The sequence below is a fragment of the Leptospira kirschneri serovar Cynopteri str. 3522 CT genome (assembly GCF_000243695.2).
Classification (GTDB): Bacteria; Spirochaetota; Leptospiria; order Leptospirales; family Leptospiraceae; genus Leptospira; species Leptospira kirschneri.
On sequence record NZ_AHMN02000004.1, the window covers coordinates 575,225 to 591,268 of the forward strand.

At 35.0% G+C, this 16,044-nt stretch carries 12 protein-coding genes; 4 read left to right on the forward strand and 8 right to left on the reverse strand.

All coding sequences use genetic code 11. The features are described from left to right. Positions 1–447: 447 nt before the first annotated feature. From LEP1GSC049_RS221620 to LEP1GSC049_RS221595, 7 genes are all read right to left on the reverse strand, one after another. The gene (locus LEP1GSC049_RS221620) at positions 448–1,164 is read right to left on the reverse strand and encodes an LA_2272/LA_2273 family lipoprotein (RefSeq protein WP_016560428.1); all 717 of its coding nucleotides are present in this window, start codon (positions 1,162–1,164) and stop codon (positions 448–450) included. A gap of 459 nt (positions 1,165–1,623) precedes the next feature. Next, positions 1,624–2,544: a hypothetical protein gene (locus tag LEP1GSC049_RS221615; RefSeq protein WP_004758705.1), complete on the reverse strand. Its 921-nt coding sequence runs from the start codon at positions 2,542–2,544 to the stop codon at positions 1,624–1,626. A gap of 5 nt (positions 2,545–2,549) precedes the next feature. Further along, a complete protein-coding gene (locus LEP1GSC049_RS221610; protein WP_004763158.1) occupies positions 2,550–3,650 on the reverse strand; it encodes an LA_2272/LA_2273 family lipoprotein in 1,101 nt (366 codons plus the stop codon). Positions 3,651–3,652: 2 nt separating this feature from the next. Next, the gene (locus LEP1GSC049_RS221605) at positions 3,653–4,501 is read right to left on the reverse strand and encodes an LA_2272/LA_2273 family lipoprotein (protein ID WP_016748712.1); all 849 of its coding nucleotides are present in this window, start codon (positions 4,499–4,501) and stop codon (positions 3,653–3,655) included. A 508-nt stretch (positions 4,502–5,009) separates the two neighbouring features. Further along, positions 5,010–5,084, reverse strand: a complete 75-nt coding sequence (locus tag LEP1GSC049_RS2000000229225) for a hypothetical protein (protein WP_413771805.1) — start codon at positions 5,082–5,084, stop codon at positions 5,010–5,012. Between the two features lie 401 nt (positions 5,085–5,485). Then, positions 5,486–6,610: a cysteine desulfurase family protein gene (locus LEP1GSC049_RS221600; protein WP_004752347.1), complete on the reverse strand. Its 1,125-nt coding sequence runs from the start codon at positions 6,608–6,610 to the stop codon at positions 5,486–5,488. Continuing rightward, positions 6,585–7,865 carry a hypothetical protein gene (locus LEP1GSC049_RS221595; RefSeq protein ID WP_016560485.1) on the reverse strand — a complete coding sequence of 427 codons (1,281 nt, stop codon included), beginning with the start codon at positions 7,863–7,865 and terminating at the stop codon, positions 6,585–6,587. Before LEP1GSC049_RS221595 ends, LEP1GSC049_RS221600 begins: the two co-directional genes overlap by 26 nt. A gap of 134 nt (positions 7,866–7,999) precedes the next feature. On the opposite strand from LEP1GSC049_RS221595, the gene LEP1GSC049_RS221590 reads away from it, so the two are divergent. The 3 genes from LEP1GSC049_RS221590 to LEP1GSC049_RS221580 all read left to right on the forward strand — a co-directional run bounded on the left by LEP1GSC049_RS221590 (position 8,000) and on the right by LEP1GSC049_RS221580 (position 11,742). Further along, entirely contained in the window at positions 8,000–9,976 is a 1,977-nt protein-coding gene (locus LEP1GSC049_RS221590; protein WP_016748714.1) for a tetratricopeptide repeat protein, read from the forward strand. A gap of 14 nt (positions 9,977–9,990) precedes the next feature. Continuing rightward, positions 9,991–10,785 (forward strand): LolA family protein, encoded by a 795-nt coding sequence (locus LEP1GSC049_RS221585; RefSeq protein WP_004758656.1) that lies wholly within the window; start codon positions 9,991–9,993, stop codon positions 10,783–10,785. Between the two features lie 192 nt (positions 10,786–10,977). Next, complete coding sequence (locus LEP1GSC049_RS221580; RefSeq protein WP_004758684.1) at positions 10,978–11,742, forward strand: enoyl-CoA hydratase/isomerase family protein; 765 nt, start codon at positions 10,978–10,980, stop codon at positions 11,740–11,742. Between the two features lie 787 nt (positions 11,743–12,529). On the opposite strand, the gene LEP1GSC049_RS221575 is transcribed toward LEP1GSC049_RS221580, so the two are convergent. Continuing rightward, complete coding sequence (locus LEP1GSC049_RS221575) at positions 12,530–14,221, reverse strand: FAD-binding oxidoreductase (RefSeq protein ID WP_025175870.1); 1,692 nt, start codon at positions 14,219–14,221, stop codon at positions 12,530–12,532. Positions 14,222–14,387: 166 nt separating this feature from the next. Between LEP1GSC049_RS221575 and LEP1GSC049_RS221570 the strand changes: the two genes are divergently transcribed. Next, on the forward strand, positions 14,388–16,040 hold the full coding sequence (locus LEP1GSC049_RS221570) for a glycerol-3-phosphate dehydrogenase/oxidase (RefSeq protein WP_016560474.1): 1,653 nt from the start codon (positions 14,388–14,390) through the stop codon (positions 16,038–16,040). Positions 16,041–16,044: the final 4 nt, after the last annotated feature.

The window sequence follows — 16,044 nt, forward strand, 5'->3', positions numbered from 1 at the left end:
GTCAATTTTGTTTTCATAAGAACCAAGATTGGATCCAATGAATTTGACTGAGATCCTTGGAAGTTGAAATGGGTAATCAAAAAATATTTTAAAAAATCAATATTGGAAGTTTACAACACGTTCAAAATGTTGATCTATGGAAAACGAGTTTTGGGTTTGTTCTGAGTCTTTGCGAAACTTTCTAAGGAGTTGTGGCATTTTTTTATCTAACGAATTCTTAAAAAGTGAAAACAAAAATCGAATTAAAATTATAGAAATTCTATCATATTTCCACAAGAATTTGAACTTTTGAGATCATTATTAGAGTTGTTGAAAAATTCCATAGTTCAGTTTAACAAAACTATTTCAATTGCTGTTTCCATGAAATAGAAACAGATGGAGAATTCATTTTTCAACAACTCTATTATATATTAATTCAGTTTATAAAATATTTATAATACTGATTTTTTATTCACAATGGTTTGCTCCTGTGGTAATTGAAAACTTTTTTCCGTGACAAACGTTGAGTAATCCAAATTGTACCATTGACTTCTTGGAGACGTTGGAAAGATTAATTAAGCCAATCTGAGTATCGCCTATTTCTTGATTTCCTATATTAAAAATTCCTAAACTTATTCCTTCTGAATATAAGTTTAGAATTCCAAAATTGAATCCAACTACATTCTGATTGTATAATGCGACGTTGATTCTTTTGGATAAAAAGTTGGAGATACCGATCGTTAAACTTCCAGTTTTATAATTTACTAATCCGATTGTAAGTTCTACACCGCTGCTTCTGTCCTTTCCTAAGTTTATAATACCTGCTTGTAGTCCAACGGAGCCTCCTTCTATATAATTTACGAGCCCTATTTGGATTCCGAATAATTTTTCACCCGATACGTTTACAACTGCAAGTTGAAGCCCGGTTGTTTGTCCGCTGGATTTGTTAAAAATTCCAATTTGAACTCCTATCATTCGTTCCTTAATTTTGTTGACGGTTCCGATATTAAGCCCATAGAGATTTTGAACTTCTCCATAAATCAAATTAAACCTGAAAAATTCTGAGTTCGTATTGGGAAAAATTTCTAAAGTTGTTTTAGGAGTTAAAGCAAAAGTGCAATGACAGATTAATAAACAAAAAGTAGAAAGAATTATAGAATATAACGTTAAACGGAATCGATTCATAAATTAAATAGAGATCCTTCTATTTAATTAAGGGTTGTCAATTTGATTTTATGGGTCAGTCCTAAAACTTGAAAAAGAATAACATAGAATTAACTGCATAGTTTCTTTGTTGTTAGTTCAAAAGTTTTAAATTGGTTTTTTATTACTGAAATTTTTGAATGAATTTTAACGATTTAAAATTTAGTAGCAGGTTCTGATTTCTTTTCCGAACAAACTAAATTGAGTTTAAAAATATCGTAATAATTGTAAAAATAATTTATGAATTTCAAATAAAGTTAAGTGAATCGGTCTTAGGTACAGGTTTTATTTTTTTGTCATAAATATTCTTTATAGGAGAATAAGCAGTTTAAGGAGTAAAATATTTTTAGAATATAATAATTATTAAATGTATTTTTACATTTAATAATTATTTTAAGTTTCAAAAAAGAAACAAAAATAAATTCGATCGTAGACGGGATATCATTGAATTTGTTCGATTGTTTTTAACTTTTTATAGTTACAAGCGAGCGTTCTGGAAAGTTCTATAGCCAGTGGTTGAACGTCTTTTCGTTCTGGCTGTAATTGAAATTCGTGCGCCTGAAATTTTGCGGATTGAGTCGTATGGTTGTAAACCGAAATTGTAACTCCAGAAAAACCACGGGTACTCAACACTTCAATAATAAACGGACCGTGGCTGCTGGGCTCCGACCTAGAAGTTATTTGATGTTCCGATTTACGATTCAAAATCTCCGCCTCGATAGAAACGAAATTTTCAACACTATATACGACTATATTCTTTGCAACCGAAACGGGAACTTTCACGATTTTTACTCCCAGTCCTAGAATCGGAATATCTTCCACGGCTTGGAGGATTCCGGATAAACCCAACATTTGTCTTTGAGAAGATGGAAGTGAATTATGCGGAACCCGATTCATGATATTCCAAACAACCGATTGTACATCTTGCCTTGAGTTACATTGTCCCCACATGCTATTCAAAAGCTTTCGAATTTCGTTATTTTCGTTTACATGAATAACTTTGTAAGGTTCGTTCGGATGTGGACCTGCTCCCGATGATTTCAAACAATAAGAATTGAGCGATAGAATCAGCTTTGTTTCTGCTGGAACGATCAAAGTATTGGGTTCAAGCGTAGGAGATAAAATATTAAAAAGAAGGGGATTGATTTTACTTTGATTTTTTTTATCGGGGAAAAGGTTAAATTCGGTTTGGGTTTGTTTATCTATGTCTATTGCGGTTGTCTTTTTAGGAACGTATTTTGAAAAATCGACCATCTCTTCGGATTTTATTTGCTGTGTGCAAGAAATCGTAAAGATGCTTACAAAAAATGGAAGAAAAATCGCAACGATAAATAAAAAAAAACTGTTTAGAAAAAAAGTCATAGGCTCTAATCTTTATAACAATAATTCACCAGGATTGTAATCGGCAAAACTCCATTCGGACAAATATTGATAACTCCGATTTGGAAATTTCCTTCTCCGCTGATGTTAAGCGCTCCTATATTAAATCCTTTCCCATCGTTATTGATGTTAAGGACTCCTAGGTTGAATCCTATTCCTTGATTGACTGCTCCTATATTAAATCCTGTACTGTTAGAATTGACAACACCTACAGTGAGTCCTTTACTAATGGAATTGATAACACCCAGGTTCACTCCGGTTCCTCCATTGATGGCGCCTACGTTGATTCCCGTTCCTCCCGAATTGTAGAGTATTCCGGCATTTAGTCCGGCTCCGCTATTCTTGGAATTGATGATTCCGAGTGTAACACCACCACCACCGTTGTTGATTGCACCTACCGTAAGATATAAACCGGGTGTCGTTTTTGCATTATAAATTCCTAATTGAATTCCAGTGTCGCTTGCTTCTGTAAAATTCAACCCGCCGGCCTGAACCGTAAAAACTCCTCTTTTTTCTTCGTTATAAAGTCCTACTTGAATTCCTGTACTACTTTCTGCTTGATTGATTCCGCCTGCTTGAATCATTATGATTCCTTTTTCTTCTTCTTTATTCATTCCTGCTTGGGTTTCGGAGTATTCTCCAGAAGTTGCTCTGGTAACTTGAACGTTTTTGGTCTTTTTTCCACTTTCACTGTTATAAAAGCCTAATTGAATTCCTGCTACACCTTGGACTTTGTTTGATCCTCCAGCCTGCAGAATTAAACCAGCTTTTTTAGCGGTATTGTAAAAGGCGACTTGTGTGGCTGCATAAGTATTTCCTTGCGAAATATTAGCGCCTCCAACTTGAATTCCTACTAGATTTTCTTTTACAGTATTGATGACGCCCAAATTGATTCCGTATAAATTTTTTACTTCACCTTGGGAAAGACTGGTGTGAAAAACTTCCGTTTCCGTTCTAACGGGAATTCTGATAAAGGATTTAGACCCGCTGAGGCCGGTTACGCCGCAATTTAAGAATAAGGCCGTAGAGACGGTAATTTTGAAAAAAGAAACAACAAAATGGAATATTATAAAATTTTTATATTTCATATTTATCTACAATAGTTAAAAAGGATCATTACGGGAAGGATTCCTTTTCCGCAAAAATTTAAGAGACCGAATTCTAGAGTCGGTTCGTTCGTGTCTTCTTCACCGGCTGCGTTGATGAGACCGATGTGAATCCCTGAACCTCCGTTTAAAATACCTACATTGATTCCTTTACCTTGGATATTCAGAGCGCCTAAGTTAAAACCATTTCCTTGTTCGTTCATAATACCTACATTGACTCCTTCCGAATATAAATTCAAACCTCCGATCATCATTCCCTTGGTCTGAAAGTTACCCGCGCCAACTGTAATGTCAAAACCACTTTTTTGAGAACCAACATTGACGATTCCCGTTTGCAGTCCGTTTGATTGCCCCTCCGAGTAATTTATGAGTCCTGCTTGAATACCCGCTCTTTTATCCTTGGCCGTGTTCACGAGCGCTATTTGCGCGCCGTATGTACTTCCTTGTGAGGAATTTGCGATCCCTATCTGTGTGCCTATCATTTGATTTTGACTTGAATTATATAAAGAAACTTGTGCGCCGTAAGTGTTCCCTTTGGATGTATTCACAATTCCCGCTTGAGCTCCGTAAGAATCTTTATTTGAAAGATTTACAATTCCAGCTTGGGCTCCAATCATCCTATTTTCCACAGTATTGACAATTCCTACATTGATCCCGATCAGATTCATAAGTTCTCCGTAAAGGATATTCAATCGAATTATTTCGATTTTCGTTTCCTTATTTTGCGGAGGGATTGTCGTCGTAATTTGCGGCGTTAAAGCCAAGCCGCAATTGGAAAGCGAAATTTCGCATAAAATAAAAAACAGAATAGAAAAAAAGGAGTAAATTCTCATAAAATTATAAAGCTAAGGTGAGTGGCACTTTAACGAGTAGAATACGGATCGTCAATATTATTTTTAAGAAAAGGCTGATTGTCGAAAATTTTTAGGAAACGATTCAAGCCGGTTAGCTTTGTAAAGAAATTATGGAATCTTATATACAGTTTTTTCTCTCTTGAAAAAAACGAAGCCGAGATCTTTTAAAAAATCTAAAGTCAGTAAAACGATTCAATCGAAGTGGAAATAGGGTTTAAAGGATATGAAGCAGACTTTTGATGGATTGCATTCAAGTCGTATTTATAGTAAATTAAAAATTTTGAATATATGAAAGTGTAAATGTTTTTTATTTTATTGAGTGATTTTACCCCGGTGCGAGAATTTTTCAGAATCGCATCTTATACGTTGAAATTGTCTCTGAGTTAAAAAGAATCTGAATTAAGTGATCGTGATCGGGACCAGATTTTTTTCTCTTTTTAATTGTATACATCGACGATAAACATGATCCAACCATTGGAACAAAAATTTATAAGCCCGATCGAAAAACTTCCGTTTTTGTTTTAGGAGGAAGTTTCAACGTAGCATTTCGATTTAAAGCAATTCCACAGTTTGTGAGACAATATTACGAATATATTCTGTAGACTATTATAATTCGATTTCATATATTTTTCTGATCATTTTTTTAAAATAAGAACCTTCTAAATTGATTTTGATGACAGAAAAAGCAAAATTAAATTTTGATTTTGAATATTCAAGTATAATTCCATTTTAAATTTAAATTACACATTTGATTTTTATTTCACGAGTAGCATCTGATCAAAAATTCATTGGATATGGATTTTTTAAAAGAAAACAATTCTTTCTAGAGCAGATTTGATCTGAGAATTTCAATTTTCTTAGTGTGATACAAATTCGAAATGAAATTATGTAAATGCTGAAACAGTTCGATATAGAAGCACGGAAGTCAAAACGAAATAACTTAAAATTTTTAAAGTTATTTTTTTACAAGGTCAAAGCTTGTAAAATATTTTGAATCTGAATACAAAGTTGGTTCACTTCTTCTTGAGTTGTAAACCAACCAGTTGAAATTCGAATGGCGCGTAACGCTTCTTCTTTCGAAAAGCCCATGGATAAAAGGGAAGACGCCGGTTCTCTAGATCTAGACTTGCAGGAAGAGCCTGTAGAAATTACAAAACCAGCTTCTTCCATTCCCATCATAAAAAAGTCAACATCGTCGGTGGGAAGAATACAAAAAGAAGTAGAAGGAATTCGATTTGCATTTTTTCCTATTATTTTACAATTACATTGTTCCAAAACGGCTTCTATTTGAGTTTGAAAATTATTCAAAAGTTCGTTTTTTTCTTTTTGTTTTAAGATTCTATGTTTTAGTACTTCAGAAAGTGCTAATATAGAGGGAGAATTCTCAGTTCCGGCCCTGTGGTTGTTTTCTTGATTTCCTCCTCTAAAAATTGCATATTCTTTTTCAGAAATTAAATCGGATCGAACCCAAGTTCCGGAAGCTCCCATTCCTGCTCCGATTTTATGACCGGAAAAAGTAAAACCGTCTAAAAACTCAAAAGGAACTGGAATTTTACCAAAGGATTGCATCAAATCCGAAAAAAGCGGGACCGAATATTTTTGAGCAAGCAGATGAACTTTTTCCAAGGGCTGAATTACGCCTGATTCATTAGCGACTTGTAATATAAAAATCGGAGAAGGGTTTATTTTTAAAAGTTCTTCCAAATGATCTAAATCGATTTCACCAGAAGATAGGGAACGGATTTTTTGAAAATCAAATCCAACAAATTCTAAAGCAGAATATAAAGAAGAATGTTCTAAAGAGGAAACGATTGCAGAATTCGAAAATTTTCCTCGGATTGATTTTGTAAGTAAATGATTGGCTTCGGTTCCCGTGGAGGAAAAAACGAATTCTTTTGTAGGTTTACCCGTATAAGATTCTAAGGTTTTACGAGCTTCTTCTATTTTTCCTTGACGGGCTAAAGAAAACCGAGTCGGACCGGAAGGATTGTAAAAATCGGAGAAGTAATCGTTTTGAATTTTTACGAGTACATCCGTAAAGGGAGGGTGGGTCGCGTTGTAATCAAAGTATCGAATCTTCTTCGACATAAAGTTCATCCGCTTCTTCGTATCTTCCCTTTTTTCTCAAAACGTATCTAAGTAGTTTTTTACGATCTTCTAATAGATCACTTCTTCCTCTGCCAGTGACTCTATAAGCCTTATCGATCGTATAAAGCTCCGTTTCTAATTGTTGTAATTCTAACAGAGCCGGGTCTAGTTGTCCTTTACGAATTTCTGATCGTGCGATCATAAGTCTAGATTCAAAAACAGAACCCTTGTCTAAGTGAATCGACTTGGAAGATTCTCTAAAATAAAAAATTGCTTTATCAAAAAACATGGGATCTCGTTTGCCCAGTTGATAGTTTAACATTCCTCGTTTCATTAGTAATTCATCATATTCTACCGTATTTGGATCGGAAAAAAATAGAAGTTTTTCTAAAACTCCGTCTGCTTCTATAGGAGAAATTGAATTGAGTCCGGTTTTATAAATTCCAAATGCAAGAATATTAAGCGCTTTTTTAAAATCGTTTGCGTTAACTTTTAGATTTCGATCCGGATCGATTACAAATGTATTGAATTTGATCTGAGACCAGACCCTCATTAGGTTTTGTTTTTCAGTCAATACATTCGGTTGTTCTTCTATTTGATTACAGGAAAAAAAAGATTTAGGCTTTTTAGTTTTTTCCATTACGATTCGAACCGTTTCTTCCGTATTTCGAATGTAATCCGCGTATGCTAACAATACTTCTTCTGGACGACAAACCGCTAGGGCGGTTTTTTCGATTTTTTTAGGAACGTTTAAATCCGGTCCTGAAAAGTTCAAAGCTCTTTTATAATAATCTAGAGCTTCCAATACGTTTGGAGAAACCACTTTCCAATAATCTCCCGGATTAAAACTCCCAGTGATAGGACTTCTGGATTGTGTTTTGTACGAATTTTTTTTATCTCCGGATTCTTCTTCGGCTTTAAATCTCCAGATCGACATAGAATCGGTCCAAGAAGGTTTATATAAAACCCTATCTATTTCGCTCAAAGAATAGTAATACAAACAAGCTTCACGCATCACATTCAAATCAGGAATCCGTTCACCTAAATCTTGATAGGCGATTTCCTTTTCTAAAATAGAATTCCCCTTTTTTATAAATTCTTCCGCCGTTTTTGGGTCGTAACCGGGAGGTCGAATCATCAGTGCGAGTCTATTTAGTAATCGATACCGATTGGGAAGAATCCATACGGTTGCGATGATCCAGACAAAAATTAGGAATAGTATGTACTTTCTATTTTCTCGAATGTAAGTTAACAAAGTTTTGAACTCTCCGAGATTGGAAAATTGATTCGACTCCTGGATGGATCGATCTCAGAATGAAATTCCGGGCCTATGAAAAGGATGGTTCCTGATAGATGGAACATTCTTTTCAAATCTGCTCCGTTACCCGAATGAATCAAGCAAATATTAAAGCCGGTTTCCGTTTCGTTTTTTTTGTATCTTTGATTTTTGGAATCTGTTTTTTTCCAATATCCGTTTTTTCTCAATCAGAATGTGGGCACTTACCTCCAGAATATTTTCTTTCTCTTGCATTTGAAAGACAGACGAATGCAGCAAGAATTCAATTTCAGGAACAATCTAAAAAGATCTACGAAGAATCTTTGGAGTATTACGATCGATATATCCGTTGTTCCGCAGAATTACAAAAAGAAGTTTCTCCGGTTTCCAGGGTTGCAAAAGCAAGTGTACATTTTTTCTTAGGACAACTGGAAGATGCTTCCAAAGAAGTAGATGCAGCAATTCTTTCTGATTCGAGTTTTAGAGACAGTTATATTTTAAAGGCTAAAATTTTAATTCGTTTTGGTGAATTTCAAAAGGCGAGTGACTTTCTAGAAACAAATTTAAGTCGTTTTCCGGAAGATTCCGATTTTCTTTATCTTTTGGGTTCTCTCAATCAGGAACTTAAAAATTATCCGAGAGCAATTCTTTATCTGACTTCTTTGAGCGATACTATTCAAAACCGGGAAGGAAATCCAAAATATAAATCTTTTGTGGATAAGTCTTTGGGTGAGATTTATTTTGCAAATGCACAACCTAAAAAGGCGCTCTATTTTTTAAATTCCTATCTATATCAAAACCCCAACGATCTTTCTGCAAGACTGACTCTTGCAAAAATCTGGAATCAGTTGGGTAAATTCTCCTCTGCCCGCAAAGAACTAAACAGAATTTTAAAGACTAAAAAAAATCTATCCTCCGTGGAACATCTTCTTGCGGAAATGTATTTTATAGAGAGTAGGTCATCAGCATTCGAATATTTTAATATTCTTAATAAAAACTCTAAAATTCCTAAAGGAGGAGTTTTAGAAGGACTTTATTTAATTCTTCAGGGTAAAAGTGAACAAGCAAAAGTTTTGCTTTTACCAATAAAAGAGAAGTTTTCGAGCCGTTTAGCGATTAGACTAGCTATGTTGGACGTGTATGAAAAGGAGAATAACGCTTCTGTATTTCTGAAGGAACTCAAAGAAGTCGCCGAACTTGTGTTTGGGATGCAGCAATTTGAACTTGCGGAAAGAATCGCACAAAGGGCTTTGTCCGTGTCCGATAAATCTTCAGAATGGAATCAAGCGGAGATATATGATTTTCTTGCTTCTTGTCATGAACAATCGGGTTATATTTATCGTGCGATTTTGATGTCAAGAAAAGCAGTAGAAAACTCTAAAGCGGAAGAAGAAAAACTTAAGTTTCAATTGCACCTTGCTTATTTACTTAGAAACGATCCTCCTGATAAAAAAGAGGAAGCGGAAACACTCATTCGTAACGTTTTACAAACTCGTCCAGAAATGGCCTATGCTAGATATTTACTTGGGGTCGTTTTGGCTTCTAACGAAAAATATAAGGAAGCATTAGAAGAATTGAATGTAGCGATAGAAACGGATTCGGAAAACGCGGTCTACTATTTTTATAGGGCCTCGGTTCATGAAAGGTTGGAACAACAGGAATTTATGGAAAAGGATCTAAAAAAATCGATAGAAATCGATCCAGGAAATCCGGTTGCATACAATTATTTGGGATATTATCTTTCCGAAAAAGGGGTTCGTTTGGAAGAATCTCTCTCTCTCGTTCAAAAAGCTGTGGAACTTGCTCCTGACAACGAGGCTTATCAGGATAGCCTAGGTTGGATTTTTTTCAAACTAGGAAATCACGAAGAAGCACTTTTACATCTTCAACTTGCCTATCAAATTTTAAAGGACAAGGGGGGAGAAGATCCGGTCATTTTAGAACATTTAGGAGACGTTTATAAGGAAAAAAACCAAGGCGGAAACGCAGTCGCCTATTGGGAAAAAAGTCTAAAACTTTTTAAAAAGAAGGAAGATATCTCCAGGATTCAAAAAAAAATACAAACCGGTGTTCGACAAAATAACAAATAAAAAAACGAGTTATTATGAAATTTAAAGTATATTTTAATATTCTAATATTTATTTCAATCTTGAGCGGCGGGGGTTGTACCACTACTCAAATTGAGGAAATTTCTTTTCCAGACAAAGGAAATCTGAAATTCCTATCTTCTAAAAATCCGGAGGCGGCCAAAATTTTGAAAGCAGTCAGAGATTTAGAGGCTAAAAATTCTTCTTATTCGGGAGAATTTTCTATGCGGATAGAAAACTTTGTTCCCAAAAAGGAAAATTTTTCTGCGGATGGAAAGATCTTTTACGATAAACCTTCCGGGAAGATGTATATAGAACTTGCTGATCCTTTTTTCGGAATGATTGTATCTAGAGTATATACGGACGGAAATTCGATTCATATCAAAACCGCAAATGGCGGAACGCAGGTTCTTCCGATGGGAGATATTCTTCTTAAAGATCCAAGCGGTAAAAAACAATCTACAATTCCATTTCCGGTTTTATATTCTCTTTTATCCAACAATAGTTCCGGTCTTGCGGGAACGGATCCGATTTATGTGAATCTTTCTGAAAAGGCGATTCTTGTTAAAAAACCTGGGGAAGACATTACTTTTTGGACGACTGATTTTGGAATTTCTTCTGTGGAATTACTTTCTAAAAAAAGTAATCTCAAGGCGATTACAAAGGTTCAAGGGACGGTTTCTTTTCCTCCAAAAAACACAATCACAAGAATCGTAGAACCGAAAACCAATTTGGATCAAAATAAGATAGAGATTAAAATGAAAAGAATTTCTCTTTCCGAAACGATTTCTGCTTCTAAATTTCAATTTTAAAATATAAAGATCTGTAATTCCTATCAAAATAAATTTAAGGATTGATTCTAAAATTATAAATAGATTAAAAAACTAAATGCATGTTTTAGAATATATTAAATAAATAATGAATCATTTTGGGAAATATGTTCTTTGATTTATTTGAAATTTATAAAAAATGTAGAGTGGGTTGTTAAATAAGGAGAAATGAATATGCTTTCCGAAATCAGAAATGGTCATATTATGGAGTTTTATATTGAAACTAACGAAGTGAATTCTTTGAACGTAGAATTTTTCAAAACGTTTTCCGCAAAACTGGATTTAATCGCTAAGGATCAGTCGATCAAATCGGTCATCTTAACTTCTAAAAACGAAAAGTTTTTTTCCAACGGTTTTAATCCCGGAATTTTTGTAGATAAATCTTCGGAAGAAATCAAAAACGTTATGCGTATCGCTTTGGAAACTGCATCTAAATATTTATTTTTGGATAGACCGGTAATTTGTGCGATGAACGGACATTCTATGGGTTTGGGAGCGGTGTTTGCGATCTTTTCTGATTATAGAATTATGGTGGGAAAAAAGGGAAGGTTTTGTTTTCCAGAATCACAGATTGGAATCAACTTTCCCGCGGTTCCTGGTTTTATGCTTAAGGAAATCGTAGGAATTACGAAAGCGAGAGATCTTTTGTATTCCGGAAAAGCTCTCAAAGCGGAAGAGGCTTTGGAAATCGGTTTGATTGATGAGGTTGTTTCTTCGGATGATCTTATAACTCGTGCTCGAAAATACTGTGATCAGTTCAAGGATATGGCGATCGGTTCCGTGATTGGAATTAAAGTTTCTTTGCGTGATCCTGTTCGTGTTTTTGCGGAACATAACGCGGAAAGAGACGTTGAACTGATTTCGGAGGCCATATTTTCTAAAAATGGTCAGGAAGGTATGAAGTCAATCTTAGAAAAAAGAAGACCCATATTTCAGTAAATTGGAATATTTTAATAAAATAATTAACTGAAGTTTATCTTGTTTTCGGAAATTGAATCTTAAATTTAGAAAGAATTTTATTGTAAGAAAACCTTTATGAAGTAGGTTTTCAATTTTTGTAATGACCAGAAAACGGTGTTTCCATCAGAAATTTGAATGGCGAAGTTCTTTGGGTTTTTAAAAATTTCCGAAACCTGTTCCCAAATTTTAGTGTGAACTCTTTTTAAAGGATCGATTGAATGTGGTAGTTCCCACAGATTACGTCACATTTTGAATTCGCTGAATTTAATTCTTGCATGAATTTTATTTTAACGTAAATCCCATGTAGAAAATCAGAAAGAATTTTTTAAAAGTATGAGTTCCTACAATTTTAGAATTCATTCGTAAAATCGTGATCTGTGGTAGTTCCCACATTTTAGAAATTAATCTGTAAAGTTCAGAGAGTTATTGCATTGATTTTTTTATTCGCCCAGATTTTCTTACGTCGAACTCACATTATCTATGGTTTTTAAAATCCTTTTTGTTACGAAATTTTTATGGTAGTTCCCACAAATTACATCTCTTTTGATTCTTTTTGTGATTTTAAATCATTCTGCCTGCAGTAGTAGTTCCCACATTTTCAAAAAAAAACTCTCTTCACCAAATTAAGATCTGCAATACAAAAGTTAATTTCGCTTATATTCTCCCAGCTTTTTTACGCCGAATTCACATTAGATTAGCTCGGGGTTAAAAATTTCGTTTTACGAAAGTTCATTTTTTAATTTAAGAAATGTAGGAACTCTTACTTTTAGTGAAATACTTTCCCCGGATTTAAGATTTCCTTTGGATCTATTTCTTTTTTGAACATTTTCAAACCTTGCAACGCAGGTTTGGAAGTTGCTTTTTCATACCAAACTTTGTGGTCAAAACCGACTCCGTGATGATGGGAGATAGGAGCGCCATTTTGAAAAAAAGTTTCTGAAACTGAACGTTTCATTTTGAACCACTGTTCTGCGGGTTTCTTTTCATCCATAGGAAAGAGAATGGTGAAATATAAACAAGCTCCTTCATGATAACTATGAGAGATATGACACATAGAGATCGAACCCGGAATTGATTTTTTCAAAGAGTCAATTCCTTCTTTATGAAGTTGAAGAACCCGATCGTATGTAGTGGATGTCTCCATAGTATCCACACCGATTCCGTTTTCCATCAAATGATTTCTAAGGAAAGGCATATTGTATCTGGAATGAATCCATTGTTCCCCTAAATGAGTTCCTGCGTAAAGCCCTCTATGCTTACGAAGAATCGATTGGATCCTTGAAAAATTTCGAGATACTTCTTCTCGAGCGCCATCTAATCCAAGTAAGACTACACATTTGTCTCTACCAAGGGAATTCCATTTTAAAATTAAATTTTGAATTTGGTTCTTGAGCCAGCGGATCGGTGTATTTTTTTTACCAATAGTGCCTAACGTTTGATAAAGACGGGTTTCGTTTGAATCGGAGAGACGGATCATAGAAGTCGGAATTTCCCTATGATTGACTTCTCGAATAAAATTAACTCCTGATTCAAAGTTAGGAAATAGAATTCCAAAATACTTTCTAGTTTCCGGAAGTTTATGAACTTTGATCGTAGCCTCTGTGATAATTCCGAGCAGTCCCTCACTTCCGGCAAAAATTCGATTCAACTCAGGGCCCGTTGAAGAGGCAGGCTCTTTCAGAGTTTCGACCGTACCCGCTGGAGTCGCTACTTTTAAACTAGTAAGAATTTCCTCAATCTTACCATATCGATTTGATTGTTGCCCCGCGCTTCGAGCTGCGATCCAACCACCTAACGTAGAATATTCGAAAGACTGAGGGAAGTGACCTAGGGTAAATCCTTTTTCATTTAAGGATGTCTCTAAAAGAGGCCCGTAGATCCCGGTTTGAAACGTGGCCAAATGACTTTCCAAATCTAAGTATAAAAGAGAATTCATTCGAGTAGTATCTAAAGAAAGGACCTGTTTTTGTCCTTTACCCTTGATTACTTCTAAACCTCCCACTACGGAAGAGCCACCTCCATAAGGAATTACTGTGATGTGGTTTTTAGAACAGTATTCTAAAATTTTGGAAATTTCAGATTCCTTACCTGGATAAATCACTCCGTCTACGAAATTTTTAAGAGAGTTGAACGAAAGTCTTAATACGTCGTAATAACTTCTTCCAGCGGAATGAAGAATCCTTTCTCTCCTTTCGATCGAAAAATGTTTTGCACCGCTGATTTTACTCAAATCTCGAATCTGAGTTTGTGTGAAAGAGGACTTAGGAAGAGTGATTTCTTCCAGAGCGACTGGAGGAGTTTTTCGTATTTCCGAAATTTGAAGTTCGACTGATAAAAATTTTAGGATCTCTTGCATCTGTCCAACTTTAAAAAAGTCCTGACCGTAAGCTCCCCAAGAATTCCATCTTAGATTTTCTCTTGTATAATCTATCTTAGAATTGAGTTCCGTATAAAACATAACGCTTTGAAAATCTCCGTTGATAACTGTATGTTCAATTTTTTTCAAATAGAAGATTATATTTTGAAACAAATCGAAAAAATAAATATCTTATAAACCAATGATCGAATCCTTTCGAGTTTAAAATCGGAAGAATCCGTTTCATTTCTAAAAAATCGAGATGAATATGCCAACCAATAAAAAGTTATCTTCTTCAAAAACAAAATCATTTAGAAACTCAGAAACTTCCGTCTATGACTTGTTAGTGATCGGAGGAGGAATTACAGGAGCACATGTACTCTGGGATTCCACTTTGAGAGGAATGAAATCGGTTCTTTTAGAAAAAAACGACTACGCTTCTGGAACCAGTCAGGCGACGTCTAAAATGATTCATGGAGGATTACGGTATTTAAAAAATTTAGAGTTTGGACTTGTCAGAGAATCTTTGAGAGAAAGGGCTACTTTGGCCAGAATTACACCGCAAGCGGTTCAGACAATGGGGATTCTGGTTCCACTTTATTCGAACGTGGAGAGGGTTGTTTTGAAGTTCGGAATGATTTTATACGACGCTCTGTCTTATGATCGCAATACAAATATATGTAAAGATAGATTGATTCCTAAATATGATTTTCTTTCTAAAGAACAAATACTTTTAGAATCTCCTACAATCCAACAAGAAAAACTAAAAGGGGCTTACTTATATTATGATTATTTAAACATCAATCCAGAAAGACATACTTGTGAATTTATCTTTTCTGCAAGGGAAAGAGGGGCGGAAGCAAAAAATTATACAGAAGTGGTTTCTATCACTCGTTCGAATGATTCTTTATACACAATCATTGCAAGAGATAGAATTTCAGGAAAGGAAATTATATATAGAACTAGGACGGTCATTAACGCAGCCGGACCTTGGGCGGATTTTGTGGAATCTATTGCAGGAGTTGAAATTGATAAACACCTCGTAAGATCCAAGGGAATACACATAGTTACCAGAAAAATTGGTGGGGATAAAATTTTAGTAACAAAAAAAAAGGACGGTACACATCTTTTTGTAATTCCTTGGAGAAACAAAACGATCATCGGAACGACGGATACAGAATATACGGATCATCCGGATCGTTTTAGAGTTACTAAAAAAGATATAGAAGAATTGTTAAACGAAATCAATAATTGTTTTGGATATACAAATCTGACTTTAAAAGACGTGGATTTTTATTACGGAGGTTTGAGACCTCTTGTAGAAGATTTAGGTGAGGGCAGGTCTACATACAATACTTCCAGAAAGACGGAAATCATCGATCATAGAGAACTTGGTTTTCCGGGTTTTTTGACGGCGATGGGAGGGAAATATACAACGAGTCGTAGTGTAGCGGAAGAAGTAGTCAATAAGGTAGCCGATTATCTTCCGGGAAATTTTCGAGTTTGTGAGACTTCCTCGGTTCCACCTTCTACCGGAAATTATTCCGATCTTGTTTCACTTGTCAAGGATCTACAGAAAAAATTTACTAAATTTAATGGAGAATGGATCGAGACTTTAGCGTTTCGTTATGGGTCTCAATCGTATCGAATACTTGAAAAGGGTAAACCGGAAGAAGAATTTTATATTCTTCAAAACGGAGAAAAATTTTATGAAAGCGAAGTAAAATTTATCACAAATAGAGAAGACATACGATTTGCCACCGATTTTTTCTTTCGTAGATCTGGAGTGGGTGTGCCGGGTTTATTGGAAGAAAAAGAAATAAATAGACTTTTCGGATCGTTAGGAAGACATCTTGGTTGGAACCAGACCCGAATTCGTCAAGAAATCAAAACGGTAAAGGATCGTTATAAGATTTATTAGAAAA